Source organism: Lutibacter maritimus, from assembly GCF_900116115.1.
Taxonomy (GTDB): Bacteria; Bacteroidota; Bacteroidia; order Flavobacteriales; family Flavobacteriaceae; genus Lutibacter; species Lutibacter maritimus.
The window spans coordinates 229,014-245,332 of record NZ_FOZP01000006.1 but is presented as its reverse complement, the minus strand read 5'-3'; the positions used below and the strand labels follow the sequence as shown (position 1 = coordinate 245,332).

The 16,319-nt window shown below is 30.1% G+C and carries 15 protein-coding genes; 6 read left to right on the top strand and 9 right to left on the bottom strand.

Annotation, left to right across the window (positions count from 1 at the left end; genetic code table 11):
• Nucleotides 1–4: 4 nt before the first annotated feature.
• Together BM335_RS11370 and BM335_RS11365 are read right to left on the bottom strand one after the other, a co-directional pair.
• Complete coding sequence (locus tag BM335_RS11370) at nucleotides 5–1,735, bottom strand: nickel-dependent hydrogenase large subunit (protein WP_090227480.1); 1,731 nt, start codon at nucleotides 1,733–1,735, stop codon at nucleotides 5–7.
• Between the two features lie 11 nt (nucleotides 1,736–1,746).
• Complete coding sequence (locus BM335_RS11365) at nucleotides 1,747–2,871, bottom strand: hydrogenase small subunit (protein WP_090227476.1); 1,125 nt, start codon at nucleotides 2,869–2,871, stop codon at nucleotides 1,747–1,749.
• A 241-nt stretch (nucleotides 2,872–3,112) separates the two neighbouring features.
• On the opposite strand from BM335_RS11365, the gene BM335_RS11360 reads away from it, so the two are divergent.
• From BM335_RS11360 to BM335_RS11345, 4 genes are all read left to right on the top strand, one after another.
• Complete coding sequence (locus BM335_RS11360) at nucleotides 3,113–3,454, top strand: hydrogenase maturation nickel metallochaperone HypA/HybF (RefSeq protein WP_090227472.1); 342 nt, start codon at nucleotides 3,113–3,115, stop codon at nucleotides 3,452–3,454.
• A gap of 12 nt (nucleotides 3,455–3,466) precedes the next feature.
• A complete protein-coding gene (gene hypB / locus BM335_RS11355; protein WP_090227470.1) occupies nucleotides 3,467–4,297 on the top strand; it encodes a hydrogenase nickel incorporation protein HypB in 831 nt (276 codons plus the stop codon).
• Between the two features lie 119 nt (nucleotides 4,298–4,416).
• Nucleotides 4,417–4,677 carry a HypC/HybG/HupF family hydrogenase formation chaperone gene (locus tag BM335_RS11350; RefSeq protein WP_090227468.1) on the top strand — a complete coding sequence of 87 codons (261 nt, stop codon included), beginning with the start codon at nucleotides 4,417–4,419 and terminating at the stop codon, nucleotides 4,675–4,677.
• An 83-nt stretch (nucleotides 4,678–4,760) separates the two neighbouring features.
• Nucleotides 4,761–7,010: an FdhF/YdeP family oxidoreductase gene (locus BM335_RS11345; protein WP_090227467.1), complete on the top strand. Its 2,250-nt coding sequence runs from the start codon at nucleotides 4,761–4,763 to the stop codon at nucleotides 7,008–7,010.
• Between the two features lie 58 nt (nucleotides 7,011–7,068).
• Here the strand turns inward: BM335_RS11345 and BM335_RS11340 are convergent, their stop codons facing one another.
• The 4 genes from BM335_RS11340 to BM335_RS11325 form a co-directional block, all read right to left on the bottom strand.
• Nucleotides 7,069–7,596: a thioredoxin family protein gene (locus BM335_RS11340; RefSeq protein ID WP_090227466.1), complete on the bottom strand. Its 528-nt coding sequence runs from the start codon at nucleotides 7,594–7,596 to the stop codon at nucleotides 7,069–7,071.
• Nucleotides 7,597–7,630: 34 nt separating this feature from the next.
• Nucleotides 7,631–9,148 (bottom strand): 2,3-bisphosphoglycerate-independent phosphoglycerate mutase, encoded by a 1,518-nt coding sequence (gene gpmI, locus BM335_RS11335; RefSeq protein ID WP_090227465.1) that lies wholly within the window; start codon nucleotides 9,146–9,148, stop codon nucleotides 7,631–7,633.
• 194 nt (nucleotides 9,149–9,342) lie between these two features.
• Nucleotides 9,343–9,855, bottom strand: coding sequence for a Dps family protein (locus BM335_RS11330; protein ID WP_090227460.1), 513 nt, complete (start codon nucleotides 9,853–9,855; stop codon nucleotides 9,343–9,345).
• Between the two features lie 284 nt (nucleotides 9,856–10,139).
• Nucleotides 10,140–10,910 carry a M48 family metalloprotease gene (locus tag BM335_RS11325; protein ID WP_090227452.1) on the bottom strand — a complete coding sequence of 257 codons (771 nt, stop codon included), beginning with the start codon at nucleotides 10,908–10,910 and terminating at the stop codon, nucleotides 10,140–10,142.
• Between the two features lie 103 nt (nucleotides 10,911–11,013).
• On the opposite strand from BM335_RS11325, the gene BM335_RS11320 reads away from it, so the two are divergent.
• Entirely contained in the window at nucleotides 11,014–12,762 is a 1,749-nt protein-coding gene (locus BM335_RS11320) for an aromatic amino acid hydroxylase (RefSeq protein WP_090227448.1), read from the top strand.
• 64 nt (nucleotides 12,763–12,826) lie between these two features.
• A complete protein-coding gene (locus BM335_RS11315; RefSeq protein ID WP_090227444.1) occupies nucleotides 12,827–13,138 on the top strand; it encodes a rhodanese-like domain-containing protein in 312 nt (103 codons plus the stop codon).
• A 56-nt stretch (nucleotides 13,139–13,194) separates the two neighbouring features.
• On the opposite strand, the gene BM335_RS11310 is transcribed toward BM335_RS11315, so the two are convergent.
• The 3 genes from BM335_RS11310 to BM335_RS11300 are packed head-to-tail and all read right to left on the bottom strand — an operon-like array spanning nucleotide 13,195 to nucleotide 16,280.
• On the bottom strand, nucleotides 13,195–14,202 hold the full coding sequence (locus BM335_RS11310; RefSeq protein ID WP_090227440.1) for a hypothetical protein: 1,008 nt from the start codon (nucleotides 14,200–14,202) through the stop codon (nucleotides 13,195–13,197).
• A gap of 1 nt (nucleotide 14,203) precedes the next feature.
• The gene (locus tag BM335_RS11305; protein WP_090227435.1) at nucleotides 14,204–14,878 is read right to left on the bottom strand and encodes a DUF6498-containing protein; all 675 of its coding nucleotides are present in this window, start codon (nucleotides 14,876–14,878) and stop codon (nucleotides 14,204–14,206) included.
• Nucleotides 14,879–14,900: 22 nt separating this feature from the next.
• Complete coding sequence (locus BM335_RS11300) at nucleotides 14,901–16,280, bottom strand: hypothetical protein (protein ID WP_090227430.1); 1,380 nt, start codon at nucleotides 16,278–16,280, stop codon at nucleotides 14,901–14,903.
• Nucleotides 16,281–16,319 lie beyond the last annotated feature (39 nt).

The following is a 16,319-nucleotide window of genomic DNA, read 5'->3' as shown; positions in this document are numbered from 1 at the left end:
AGTTTTAACTTTCACAACTTGCAATATTTTGAACTTGCGAAATATGATTTCCGTGTTCATCATATAAATGTACTGCGCAGGCAATACAAGGATCAAAAGAATGTATTGTTCTTATAATTTCAAGAGGTAATTCTGGATCTGCAACAGGAGTTCCAATTAAAGTAGATTCGTATGCTGAACGTTGCCCTTTTGGATCACGTGGTGAAGCATTCCAAGTACTTGGTACAACTTGCTGATAATTTTCAGTTTTACCATCTTTAATTTTAATCCAGTGCGCTAATGCTCCACGAGGTGCTTCCATAAAGCCAACACCTTTAGTTTCTGCAGGCCAAGTAGAAGGTTCCCAACTATCCATATTTGCCATACGCTCATCACCATTTTTAATGTTATTCATTAAAGTATTGTAGAACTCCATAGTCCAATTTGCTACTAATTGTGTTTCAATTCCACGTGCAGCAGTTCTTCCTAATGTTGAAAATAATGCATCAACAGGCACTTCCAAATGAGTTAATGCTCCATTTACAGCATCTTGAATTTCTTTATTTCCACGTCCGTAACCGACTAGTAAACGTGCTAAAGGTCCAACTTCCATTGGTAAACCTTTCCAACGTGGTGTTTTAATAAAACTGTATTTTTCTTCAACATTTAAAAACTCATACGGTGGTTTTGGTCCTGAGTATTTAATGTTAGTTTCACCATCCCAAGGATGTTTTCCTTTATCATCACCATCAGAATAATTGTACCATGAATTATTTACAAATTCTTCAATATCACCATTTCTATGGTCTACATCGTGCACTTTAGATAAATCATTATTTAAAATTACTCCTTGTGGAAATTTAAAGCTCGATAAATCTGCATAACCATTTGTTGGGAAATCACCATAACTCATGTAATTTCCAAATCCTTTACCAATAGCACCCCAATCTTTATAGAAAGAAGCAATGGCTAATAAATCTGGAATATACACTTGTTCAATAAAATCTTTTCCGTCTTGTAACAACTTTCCTACGTATGCAAGTCTTTCAGCATTTAAACCGCCGGCGCCATCAGAATTAATAGCACAAGCCATTCCACCAACTAAATAATTTGGATGTGGATTTTTACCACCAAAAATAGTATGTACTTTTACAATTTCTTTTTGCCAATCTAAAGCTTCTAAATAATGCGCTACCGCTAATAAATTTACTTCAGCAGGTAATTTCATTTGTGAATGTCCCCAATAGCCATTGGCGAAAATGCCTAATTGACCGCTTTCAACAAATTTTTGAATTCTTTTTTGAATATCAGAAAAATAACCAGGCGAACTTTTTGGCCATTTTGAGATACTTTGCGCCAATGCTGAAGTTTGTGTAGGATCAGCTTTTAAACAGTTTACTACATCTACCCAATCTAATGCATGTAAATGATAAAAATGTACAGCGTGATCGTGCATATACAAAGCACCTTCCATAATATTCCTTACCATTTCAGCATTTGGTGGTACCGCAATTCCTAAAGCATCTTCCACAGATCGAACTGAAGCAAGTGCATGTACCGTTGTACAAACACCACAAGTACGTTGTACAAATGCCCAAACATCTCTTGGATCTCGACCTTTAACTATTTGTTCAATACCTCTAACCATTGTGCTTGAGCTAAAAGCATCAACTATTTTACCATCTTTTATTTCGGCTTCTATTCTTAAATGACCTTCAATACGTGTAATTGGGTCAACTACTATTCTATTTGCCATTGTTTTATGTTTTAAGACTCAATATTTTTTTCGTTATCCTTACCTCTGTTAATTCTATCCATTAATTCTTTTCGTTTAGAGATATTTGCAGCAACTGCATGAACAGCAATGCCACCAGCTAAAACTCCTGCAGCAACTTTTCCAATAGTATCTGCATTAGATTCAACTGCAAATCCAGGCATTTTTGTTGTTCTTTCATAGAAAGGACCATTATCCCAAAAATCTTCTTCACTGCAACCAATACATCCATGGCCAGATTGAATAGGATAGCTTACACCATTATTCCATTTTATAGTTCCACATGAATTGTAAGTCATTGGCCCTTTGCAACCAACTTTGTATAAGCAATAGCCATTTTTAGCATTTTGATCATCAAAAGTTTCAGCAAATAAACCGGCATCATAATATGGTCTTCTGTAGCAAGAGTCATGAACACGTTTTGCGTAAAATGCTTTTGGTCTTCCTAATCGGTCAAGTTTTGGTAAACGACCAAAGGCAACCACATGCACAATAATTCCGGCCATCACTTCACCAATTGGTGGACAACCAGGAACTCTAATTATTGGTTTATTTTTTACAATTTTATGAATTGGTGTTGCGCCAGTTGGATTTGGTTTTGCAGCTTGCACACAACCATTGGAAGCACAACTTCCCCAAGCAATAATAGCTTTTGCTCCTTCAGCAGCTTCTAAAAACGATTCTTTTGCAGATTTTCCTGCAATACAACAATAGTTTCCATCATCTCCCATTGGAATAGAACCTTCAACACACAAAATATATTCACCATGATATTTCTTCATAGTTTCTTGTTTTGCTGCTTCTGCTTGATGACCAGATGCAGCCATTAGTGTTAAGGTATAGTCTAATGAAATTTTATCTAAAATAATATCTGCAACAATTGGGTGATTTGACCTGATGAATGATTCACTGCAACATGTGCATTCTTGATAATGTTCCCAAATAACAGGCAATCTTGGCGTTTTTTCTAAAGATTGCGCTATTTGTCCTACCATAGAGTTTTCCAATCCCATAAAAGCAGCCATATATGTGGTAAACTTCATGAAATCTCTACGACTATAACCTTGTTTTATGATACTTTCATAATAGGTTTTGCGTTGTTCATTATTATTAGACATAGGTAAAATTTTAAATGATAAAAATACTTTTTAAGTGATTTGCTTCTTTGTGGAAAAAGAACCTATCTAATTTACAATAAAATTTAATTAAAACAAGTGTAACTACCTAATTTAGAATGTTTTAAAATAAGACTATACAATCCTTAATGGTAACAATTGTTACAATGGTTTTTTACTGATGAATATCATAGGGTTTCTTTTTATATATTTTGTAACTTTGAGAGTAAATCGTTTAATACTCATGCACGAACTATCGATTGCCTTAGGAATTGTGAAAATTGCAGAAGATGAAACTGCAAAAGCAAAAGCAGAAAAGGTGACTAAAATAGAATTGGAAATTGGTGTGTTGGCAGGTATTGAAATTGATTCGTTGAATTTTGTTTGGAGTTCTGCAGTAGAAAATACGGTATTAGAAAATGCTGAAAAAGAAATACTAATTATTGATGGCATTGGAAAATGTATAGATTGTGATACCGAGTTTGCAATGGAAAATATTTATGATTGTTGCCCAAATTGCGGCAGTAATTTTAAAGGAATTTTAAAAGGAAAAGAGTTAAAAGTTAAAACGTTAGAAGTCATTTAAATTTATAAAATTATGTGTGGAACTTGCGGCTGTGGATCAGAAAATAATGGTCCAACAATTTTAAAACCAGGAGAACATAAACATTCACATGAAGAACATCATCATCACGATGAGCATTCACACTCGCACGATGATCATCATCACCATCATCATGATGGCCATTCTCACACGCACAGCCATATTCATGACCACAAACACAAAGTGTTGGAAATTGAACAAGATATTTTAAATAACAATGCGGTTTTAGCAGCCAGAAATAGAGGTTATTTTGAAGCTAAACATATTTTTGCGTTGAATTTGGTGAGCTCACCCGGTTCTGGAAAAACTTCAATTTTAGAACGAACATTGGCCGATTTAAATAAGGAAATGTCTTTTTATGTAATTGAAGGAGATCAACAAACAATGAATGACGCCAATAGAATTGACGCGTTAAATATTCCAGTTGTTCAAATCAATACTGGAAAAGGTTGCCATTTAGAAAGTGATATGGTGTATGAAGCCGTTAAAAAACTTGAAATGAAAGATCATTCAGTTTTAATGATTGAAAATGTAGGAAACTTAGTTTGTCCTTCAATGTTTGATTTAGGCGAAAGTAAACGTGTTGTCATTATAAGTACAACCGAAGGTGAAGATAAGCCAATAAAATATCCAGATATGTTTCATACAGCTGATGTTTGTATTATTAATAAAATAGATTTATTACCGTATGTAAATATTGACATTCAAAAATTAAAAAATTACGCATTACAAGTAAACCCTCATTTACAATTTTTTGAAGTTTCAGCAACAAAAGGCGTTGGAATGGAAACTTGGTATAAATGGCTGAAAGAAAATTTAGTTTAGGCAATATAAATTTTGCGTTAGCGATTGAAGTGGCATCCTTTTTTAGAGTGCAACGAAGAAAAAGATAGAACAAAAAGCGCGACCTGAAAAGGAACGCCCAAAATCAATATTAAATAATTATGTGTTTATCAATACCAGGAAAATTAATAGCAATTACATCGCAATTAGATGAAACTTTTAGAGTTGGAAAAGTATCGTTTGATGGTATTATTAAAGAAGTTAGTTTAACGTTGGTACCAGAAGCAAATATTGGTGATTATGTGCTGGTTCATGTGGGCGCTGCTATTTCAACCATTGATGAAGATGAAGCTAAAAAAACTTTTGAATTATTAAAACAGCTTGATGAATTGCATGAATTAGAAGATGATTCAGAAAAATAATTGAATTCTTTGTTCTTTTTTATTAAACATTTCAAAAATATTTGCCTTAAAGTTCTTATTTTAGTTTTACTAACTAACTAAAAATGAAAACATCAAAGGAATTGAAAATAGGGAATCCTCCCAAAAGTGTTGCTGGTTTTAAGGCAATAACAATTTCTATTCAACAAATTTTACAAAGAATGCCTTTTTTAAAGGCGCTGAAAGTTTTAAATAAACTGAATCAAAAAAATGGTACAGATTGTCCAGGTTGCGCTTGGCCAGATCCTAAACACAGATCTAAATTAGGAGAATTTTGTGAAAATGGTATCAAAGCCATTGCTGAAGAAGCTATGGAGGCAAAAGCCAGTCCAGAAATTTTTGCTAAATATTCCATCAAACAATTACAAGAACAATCGGATTATTGGCTTGGGCAACAAGGAAGATTAACGCATCCAATGATTATTCGACCAAATGAAACACATTACTCTCCAATTTCTTGGGATGAAGCTAATAAGTTAATTTCAAAAGAATTAAACGCATTAGAAAATCCGAACGAAGCGATTTTTTATACATCGGGAAGAACCAGTAATGAAGCTGCTTTTTTATATCAATTATTTGTTAGAATGTATGGCACTAATAACTTGCCAGATTGCTCAAATATGTGTCACGAATCTAGCGGAGCAGCACTTTCAAAAACGGTTGGAATTGGTAAAGGATCGGTTACTTTAAACGATTTATACAAAGCAGAACTGATATTAATTTTTGGTCAAAATCCGGCTACAAATCATCCAAGAATGTTGGTTGCTTTAGAAAAGGCTAAAAAAAATGGTGCAAAAATAGTTACTATAAATCCGTTAATTGAAGCTGGATTACTTCATTTTAAAAATCCACAAACAATTAAAGGAATTAGCGGAATTGGAACAGAAATTTCCGATTTGTATTTACAAATTCAAATTAACGAAGATGTAGCTTTATTAAAAGCGGTGCTTATAAAATTGTTTGAAAAAGCAACTTTGCAACCTGATATAATAGATCAAGATTTTATTCAACAAAAAACTGCGGGTTTTGATGAGTTTAAAAAAGATTTATTATCTAATAATCTACAAGAACTTATTGTAAGAACAGGTTTGTCGGAAAAAGATATTGATGCGTTGGTAGATTTAATTGCAGACCACAAAAAAATAATAACTTGTTGGGGAATGGGATTAACCCAACACGTTAATGCAGTTGATAACATTCAAGAAATTGTGAATTTGTTGTTGGTGAAAGGAAGTATTGGAAAAGAAGGTGCAGGAACTTGTCCAGTTCGTGGACATAGCAACGTGCAAGGCGATAGAACAATGGGAATTGCTGAACGACCTTCAAAAAAATTATTAGATAAAATAAGTGAAAATTTTGGATTTACACCACCAAAAGAACATGGCTATTCGGTTGTGGATGCTATAGCAGCAATGCACCAAAAGAAAGCGAAAGTTTTTATTGCTATGGGTGGAAATTTTTTATCAGCAGCACCAGATACACATTTTACATCAGCAGCATTAAGTAATTGTAATTTAACCGTGCATATTTCAACAAAGTTAAATCGGTCTCACTTAGCACACGGAAAAACAGGAATTATTTTGCCTTCCATGGGAAGAACAGATGTTTTTGAAGTGAACGGAAAACCACAATTTATAACTGTAGAGAATTCTATGGGAGTTGTACATTCATCAAAAGGCACCTTACAACCACCTTCTAAATTTGTTGAAAGTGAACCCATTATTGTGGCAAATATTGCAAAAGCAACTTTAAAAAACTCCAAAGTAGATTGGGATTTTTTAGTGAGCGACTATAATAATATTAGAGATTTAATTGGAAAAACTATTGCTGGATTTGATAATTACAATGAAAAAATTAAAAATCCAATAGGTTTTGAATTGCCAAATGGTGCAAGAGTTGGGGACTTTAATACACCAAATAAGAAAGCTAATTTTACTATTAATAAATTGCGAAATGAAGAGAAATTAGCGGATGAATTTATTATGATGACCATTAGAAGTCACGATCAATTTAATACAACTATTTATGGTTTAAATGATAGGTATAGAGGTATTTACAATGGTAGAATGGTTGTTTTTATGAATGCACAAGATATGCTTAAAAAAGGGTTGAAAAAAGGTAATAAAGTAACACTTTTCAATAATTACAATCATAAAAAAAGAGAAGTTTCTAATTTTACGGTTGTGCCATATAATATTCCAAAAGGTTGTGTGGCAACTTATTTTCCGGAAGCAAATCCGTTAGTGCCATTAGAATTAATTGCCCATACAAGCTACACGCCATCTTCAAAATCGGTTTGTGTAAAAATAATTTAAAAAAAAGCGTTTATATTTTTTAATATAAACGCTTTTTTAAAAAGAATATAATTAATAGTTATTCTTCGTAAGAGTGCTTATAAGGTTCGCCACTTACAATTTTTAATATATCATTTTCTACCGTTTCTCTCGGGTATTCCACAAAACGTCCAATTTCCTTTCCTTCTTTAAAAAAAATAAAAGTAGGAACACGAACAATATCAAAACCTTCTTGTAAATTATCCGGAGTTGATTTGCTTCTGTTTACAGCTATCAATTGTAAATTTTTGTAATTAAACCCAGTTGCATCTAGTATTTTATAAAATACGGGTGTTTGTTGTTGACTATCACCACACCAAGTTCCCATAAATGCTTTTATAGTAACATTGTTAATAATTGGTTTTAGTTTTTCAATTACTTCAGCATTTAAAGTATAGCTATCGTAATTTGGTTGAAACCAAGAATTATAGGGCTCCACTTGAAAATTTTCTTTAGCTGCAATTCCAACTAAATTACCTGAAACATCTTTAGTGGCGTTCACCATATTTTTTTTTGATGAACAGCTAAATGCACTAACTATTAAAAGTATCAATACTAAATTTTTCATTTTATAAAATATAAGATTAAGTAAAAATACAAAATTATATTAATGAATGTCTACTCATTGCTTTTGGTTGTTCAATTCCCATTAATTTTAAAATTGTTGGAGCAATATCACCTAAAACGCCGTCTTCAATTTTATGTAAATCTTTATCAACTAAAATAAGAGGAACTGGATTTGTTGTATGTGCTGTGTTAGGTGTTCCATCAGGATTAATCATTGTTTCACAGTTTCCGTGGTCGGCAATTATTAAAGTTGTATAGTCATTTGCATTTGCAGCAGTTATGACGTCTTTTACACATTGATCAACAGCTTCACAAGCTTTAATGGCTGCTTCCATAACACCTGTATGTCCAACCATATCTCCATTTGCAAAGTTTAAACACACAAAATCAACCTCTTTTTTATTTAATTCAGGAATAATTGCATCACGAATTTCATAAGCACTCATTTCAGGTTGTAAATCGTATGTTGCAACTTTTGGTGATGGGCATAATAAACGTTTTTCACCTTCAAATTGTTGTTCTCTTCCTCCAGAAAAGAAGAAAGTTACATGTGGATATTTTTCAGTTTCGGCAATTCTAATTTGTTTTTTACCTGCTTTTTCTAAAACTTCACCTAATGTATCTACTAAATTATCAGTGTTATAAATTACGTTAATTCCTTTGTAAGTTTCATCGTAATTAGTAATTGTTACATAATGAAGTGGTATGGTTTTCATCCCAAAATCTGGGTAATCTTGTTGGGTAAGAACTTCTGTTAATTCACGACCTCTATCAGTTCTGTAATTAAAGAAAATTACAACATCATCAGCTTTTATTTGCGCTTTTGGAGTACCATCGGCATTGGTCATAATTATTGGTTTAATAAACTCATCAGTTACATTTTCTGCATAACTTTTTTCAATGCTTTCAATTGCATCTGTTGATTTTGTACCAACTGCATTTACCATTGCATCATAAGAAATTTTTACGCGTTCCCAACGTTTATCTCTATCCATTGAAAAATATCTACCAGTAATTGTCGCCAATTCACCAGTGGTTTTTTTCATATATTCTTGAATATCATTGATAAAGAATTTTCCTGATTTAGGATCGCAATCTCTACCATCAGAAAATGCATGTAAATAAACATTTTTCGCATTGTTTTCAGCAGCAACATCTAACAATCCTTTTAAATGATCTATATGAGAGTGAATACCACCATTTGAAACTAAACCTAGCAAATGAATGTTTTTATTATTTACTTTAGCGTAATTAAGTGCATTTAATAAAACTTGTTCTTGACCTAATGTTTTGTTTTTAACTGCCATATTAATTCTAACTAAGTTTTGGTATACTATTCTACCAGCACCTAAGTTCATATGCCCAACTTCACTATTTCCCATTTGTCCTTCAGGTAAACCAACGTGTTCACCGTCAGTTCTTAGGCTTGCATTTGCATATTGATTGTATAAATTATCTATGTATGAAGTGTTTGCGTTATATACTGCAGAAACCTTTGGATCTTGCGTAATTCCCCAACCATCTAAAATCATTAAAATTACTTTCTTATTCATTTTAAAATCTATTTAATTTTGAAGTTCAAATATACGAAGTATTCAACTTAAGCGCCTTATTTTTAGGTCTTAAATTGAACTTAAAATTACTAAAACGATTGCGATAAAATATTTTATTTGTTATAAAAATATATTTAAATACAACTTATGTAGTTAAAATTTGGTAACTAGATTTTTTACTTTTTGGCGAGTTATTACTTACACCAAGCGGTAAACATCCAATTTCTTTTTTCTAAATCTCTCATAAAATCTGTTATAATTTGTTCGGTTACATTGTCGCCAGTATCTATAGCTGCGTTTATAACATTTAGCATTTTATTATGTAAAATGTCGTAATCTTTAAGTACTTGGTTAACCATTTCAATTGCAGTCATTTTGTAAGCTTTAGCTTCTTTAATTTCAGAAACATCTAAGATTTCTTTCATGGTTAAGGAAGGTTTAATTCCAAATACACGAATTCTTTCGGCAAGCACATCAATATTTTCTTTAACAGTGTTGTATTCATCTTCAAATTCTTTGTGTAATTCAAAAAAATCTTGACCATCTACATTCCAATGGAAATTTCTTAATTTATGATAATGTACAAAGTAGTTTGCTATTAGTTCGTTTAAACTTACTACTATTTCTGCCGTTTCTAAATAGGTAAAGCCTAATTTTCTAAAGGTGTTTTTTGTTGAAGTATTTATGTTTTTTGCTATTGATTTCATATTATCTGTGTTTTTAGTGTTTTTTGAACTTTTATATAAAGGAGTTCAAAAAAAGTTATTATTTTTAATTTGATGATTTAAAAAAATCGAAAAGTTAAGGTTGTTCTAATTGAAAATTAGATAACAGAAAATTTAGAATGTTTTTGTGTATTTTTCATATAAATAATATAAAGATTTAATTGAGAAAATCAAATCTTTAACATTCTTTAACAGGGGAAAAAAGGGTATGAAAACGTAAGTATTTATTGCATTTTCAATTTAAAATGAGTTTATAAGTAGAACTATTATTTTTTATATTTTTCTATTGCTTGTTTAATTTTTTCAATTCTATTTTCAGGATCTGGATGTGTACTCATTCTTTCCGGAGTTTTATTTGGTCCAGCAGCAGCTTTTAAAATTTCCATAACACCAATTAATTCTATTGGGTTGTAGCCTGCATCAATCATAAATCTAACACCCAATTCATCACTTTCCAATTCATCATCTCTACCATAACTCATATTTATAACATTAGCAATTGCAGCTGCTCCTTGTGCAGTATTTGGATCGAGCCCAACGGCAACACCACTTACAAAAGTTTCAGTTAAACCTTGTTTAGCCATTCTTTCTGCAGAATGACGCCCAACAACATGTCCAATTTCATGACCTAAAACGCCAGCCAATTGATCTTCATTTTCTAATTTTGAGAACAAAGCGTAAGTAATAAATATTTGTCCGCCCGGTAATGCAAAAGCATTAATTGTTTGTGGGTCTTTTAATAAATGAAAATCATATTGATAATTGGTTTGTTTTGCAACGCTATTGGTTACTAATTTTTGCCCCACCATATCAACAAATTTTTGATAGTTTTGATCAGGATACAAACCACCATGTTGTTGTGCCATTTCTGGAGCGGTTTGTAAACCTATAGCAATTTCATCTTCTGTAGAAATTGAAATATGTTGTTTTTTTCCTGTAAATTCATTTATTTCACTATTAGAATAATATTTAATTACTCCAAACAATATAATTGCAGCGCCAATTAATAATTTTACTTTAGAATTTCCTCTTTTCATTTTTTTTAATTTCTGAATAGTCGTAAATATACAATGTAAAATATTTATGAACAAGACTTCAAAATTTGAAAAAATTGTAACTTCCCCAAATAATAGTTTTTTTATGAATAATAATATTGTTTTTAATGAAGTAACTAAAAAGTTACCAAAGCATTTACATCAATTTATTGTAAAACAGCCTTATAATGAGTATACCGCTCAAAACCAAGCTGTTTGGCGATATGTTATGCGTTTAAATTTAGATTATTTAAGTAAAGTTGCACATGAATCGTATATTTCTGGATTAAAAAAAACAGGTATTTCTGTAGATGTTATTCCTAAAATGGAAGGAATGAACCGAATTTTAAAAAACATTGGTTGGGCTGCTGTTTCGGTTGATGGATTTATTCCTCCCAATGCATTTATGGAATTTCAAGCATACAATGTTTTAGTTATTGCATCCGATATTAGAACTATAAATCATATTGCATACACGCCAGCTCCTGATATTATTCACGAAGCAGCTGGTCATGCACCAATTATTGCTAATCCTGAATATGCAGAGTATTTAAGGCGTTTTGGTGAAATTGGAAGCAAAGCAATTTCTTCAGCAAAAGATTATGAAATATATGAAGCAATTCGTTTGCTATCAATTTTAAAAGAAGATCCAAATTCTTCTGATGAAATTATTGAAAGTGCATTACAAAAAGTAGAAGCATTGCAAAATTCTATGGGCGAATTATCTGAAATGGCGCAAATTAGAAATTTACATTGGTGGACTGTAGAATATGGATTAATTGGAGAAATTAATAATCCTAAAATTTATGGAGCAGGCTTGTTATCATCTATTGGAGAAAGTAAGTTATGCTTAACCGATAAAGTAAAAAAAATACCATATTCTATTGCAGCCGCCACTCAAAATTTTGACATAACAAAACAACAACCACAATTATTTGTAACACCAGATTTTGCTCATTTAAGTTTTGTTTTAGAAGAATTTGCAAACAAAATGGCATTACGAAAAGGGGGTTTAAAAGGTGTTAAAAAATTAATTGAATCTTCAAATATTGGAACAATTGAGTTAAGTACTGGAATTCAAATTTCAGGAGTTTTTAATAATGTTATTGCTGATGATAATAACAATCCGGTTTATATTCAAACTACAGGTCCTACAGCCTTGGCAACAAGAGATAGAGAAATTATAGGTCACGGAACTGAACATCATGCAGAAGGATTTGGAAGTCCTATTGGAAAGTTAAAAGGAATAAATTTGGCTATTGAAGATATGTTTCCAAAAGATTTAGAAGTGTACGGTATTTATGAAGGTAAAAAAACCATTTTACACTTTGAAGGAAATGTAAAAGTAGAAGGAGAAGTAATAACTGGAAAAAGAGATTTAAAAGGAAAAATAATTTTAATTTCTTTTAAAAATTGTACTGTTACACATAACAACAATTATTTATTTAAACCTGAATGGGGAATTTATGATATGGCTGTTGGAAAAGAAATAGTTTCGGCTTATGCTGGTCCAGCTTCTGCAAGTTCTTTTCAAAATCTTGGGAAAGTTTCGGAAGAAAAAACACATAAAATTAAGTATTCAGAGAAAGAGTTAAATCTTCATAAAATGTATGCTGAAATTGCCTTAATGCGTACTGAAAATATTTATGTTGATAGAATTAATTTATTGTTTGAAAAGTTAATAAAAGAATATCCAAATGATTGGCTTTTACCTTTAGAAATGTTTGAATTAACATTTAATTTAGATGCTAATTTGAATACTAAAATTTATAATTATTTATTGCAACTAAAAGATAATGAGCATTTTACTGATTTGATAGAAAATGGTTTAAAACTTATTTTAAGAAACAATTAGTAACTGGTGTTACCGTATTTATAATATTATAACTTATATTTGCGCAAAATTTAAAATAGTTAAAATGAGTTTTTTCGGATTATTTGGTGGTGGAAACGAAGGTTCCTTAATTGAAGAATATTTAAAAGAAGGTGCTGTTGTAATTGATGTTAGAACAGTTGAAGAGTTTAAAAGCGGTCATGTAAATGGCTCTAAAAACATTGTATTAAATACAATTCCAGGAAAGGTAAAAGAAATTAAAGCTTTAAATAAAAAGGTAATTGCAGTTTGCCGAAGTGGTGCAAGAAGTGGGCAAGCAACATCGTTTTTAAAGCAACAAGGAATTGATGTAATTAATGGTGGGCCATGGCAAAATGTGGCTAAATTTGTAAAATAAAAGTAACAATTTTAATTAATATTGAAAAAAGAGAAGCATTATGCTTCTCTTTTTTGTTAATAATCACTTTTTCTTCTTCTTTTTAAAAGTTTGTATATAATTAAAATTAAAATAATCCCAACCAATATAGGAATTCCAAAAAATATAAAATAATAAATTCCAGTTATAATAAAGTTTCCAGCGCCTTTTACTTCATACGGATTTTTTAATGAAATTTTAGTGTATCCAACGGAGGGTTTGTTATTAGAAAAAACATCAATTTCTTGAAATAAATAGTTGCTTTTTGCTATAATTTCTTCAAAATTAAAATCATCTATTTTTTTATTATAAATAAGTATAAAATTATCATCAGGTTGAACGCCATAATTTGCCAATTTTAAATGTAGCGTGTTGTTAGATGGGTTAAAATATAGTTGTGAGGGAGCAATACCTTTAATATCGGCTAGGTTTATATCATCTTTTAATTGTGCATAAAAGTTGCCAGTTTCAATAGGTGATTTCCAAATAGAGCCTGTTTCAATTAAATAAATAAATCCATTTTTATTTTCTTTATTATAACCTTGTAAAATTTGTGCATTATTAGTATTTACAATAAAGTGAACAGTGAAATTTAGTAATTGTTTAGGCGGAAATGTTATTTCCCAAACATACCAATTGCTATTATTTGAAGGAAGTTTTAATAAAGGAATTTCTTGTTGATGAATACTTCCTTTAATTTTATATAAATCATCAAAAACCACTTGGTTTAAGTGCGATTGATAATTTTTTGAAGGAAAAACGGTATTTATAGGATAACCAACTTTTATAGTTAACGAATCATTAGTTGTATTTAAGAAATTGTAAACACCTTTTACAACAGCAAAACCTTTATATAATTGTATATGTATTGATTCTGACTGCATTTGTATTTTTTTATATGCTATAGAATCTTCAGGATATAATAATTGAAAAGAGCCGCTTCCTCCTGCATTCCAAATGCCTGGTTGTGCTGTATTAGACAGTAAACTGGAAAAAAGGATGAAGGTTCCAATAATTAGAATGGTATTTTTCAGTAATTTTTTCATTTTAAATTACAGGTTTTTCATTACCATCTAAAATATTATTTGTTGGATTTGCCACAAAATAAAGTTCAATTAAAGTTCTGAAAGCTATTAAAATTATGGCAACAACTGTTATTCCTGATGAAAAAACAATAAAAAATCCGCTTATAATTACTGTAAATTGTTGCACAAATATGCGTACATAAGGTTCTGTAAATGTTTTGTTTAGTGAGCTTGTTTCATATTTTTTTGGAATAATAAAATTAAGCACATAATCAGCAAAATTATAGACAGTTATTGAAATTAACACAAATGTAATTCCTTTATATGTAAGTACGTATTGAATATTTTCTAATATATTAAAGGCTTCTTTTATATTATTGTCTGAAATAGTTAAAAATGCAAATACAAATATGAGTTGAATTGCTATAAAAAATGAAAAGTGAAATATAAAAAATAGAATGAGCGAATAATTTGAGTAATTTGAGTTTTTTTCTAGTTTGTTATTAAAAGAAATTATAGAATATATTTTAAAGACATACACAATACCGATTATAGCTGTTTCTAAAAAATAAGCTGTAACTATTGTTATCGGATCTACTTTTCCAATAATTAAAAGGTATAGTAGAAAAATTGCATTAAACCAAACAAATGAGTTTTGTTTGGTTGGTAAATATTTTTTTAAATTAAAGCTTTTCATAATTATTTACTTTTGGTGGGAATTATATTTTTTCCAAAGTATATAGTTTATGAGCTATAGCATTTTTAAAATCTCTCATGATATAAGTTGCTACATTATCTTTATACATTATTACATCATTTGGGTTTGTTGTTGAATATTTTACGGTGTATAAATTATAATCTTTAAAAGCCGTTCCTTTATCGGTAATATACCAGTTTTTATTTTCGTTAACACACCAAAACATATTGTGTGTGTTGCTTATAATTGTGGCTTCCATCCACATTTCTTGTCTGGTTAAATTATCACTAAAATTACGTGCAATTGCAGTTGTGTTACTTTTTGGATGGTATACAATCATATCAACTAAATTTGTATGTTTTACTGCTGATACTTTTGAAGTTAAATAAACATCTTTATCTGTTTTTACTTTAAATTTTTCGCCTTCGGTTTTTAACACGTAAATTTTATCAACTTTTTCAGGATCTTCAAGCGGATTAAAAATTTCTTTCTTTTCTAAAGTTTTTAAAACATATTCATTTTTTTGTTCATATTTTTTAATAAAAGGGATATCAAAATTGGTATTTCCAACTGTTTTTCCATTGGCATAAGTAATTTTTCTAAAAGAAAAAACATTGTACGTTTTGTCTTCATAGGTAGATTTATAAGCATACCGTTTTTTTAACCAATTTCCATCAGAACTGTATTCGTAATTATACGAGCTTAAAACATTGTCATTCATTATAGTTTCTAAGGTATTTCCATAAGAATCATATGTGTATTTGTAAAATGAGCTTGAGTTTTTTCCTAAAAATGAATAAGAGATATTATTGCCATTTTCATATAAATAAGTGCTGGTGCTTTCTTGTGAACCTTTATAAAAATATTTGTAAATTTTTGTGTAACTATCTGAATTTTTGTAGTTTAAGTAATCGTAAATTGCTGTAGTTTCTCCAGTATTATTTTTACTTATTGCTTGTAACAAATTTCCTTTACTATCATAAGAGTATTCAATGATTGAAGGGTATTCCGATATGTATTCTCTTTTAGTTAATAGGTTATTGGTGTATATGTAATTTGTTGAAGTGTTTGTTGTTTTATTGTCTAATAATGAAATTACTTCGGTAGCATCGCCTATTAATTTATTGTTATTGTAACTATAAGTAGTTGTAGATTTACTTTGATAATAACTGCCAAAATATTGATAAATATTAGTGGTCATATTTCCATTTTTATTATAAATAATTTCTGAAATAGACTCAATATAATAACCATCTATGTTGCTATCATATCTATACGTGTATTCTTCAACTTTTATAACTTTACCTTGTAATTTATTGTCTTTTAAACTGACATTAAGATCTTGTGAAAATAAATTAATTGAGGTTAAAAAAATGGTTAAGTAGCAAATAAAAGTTTTCATATTTTTTGATTTTTGATAGTTTATTATCAATCAAAAATC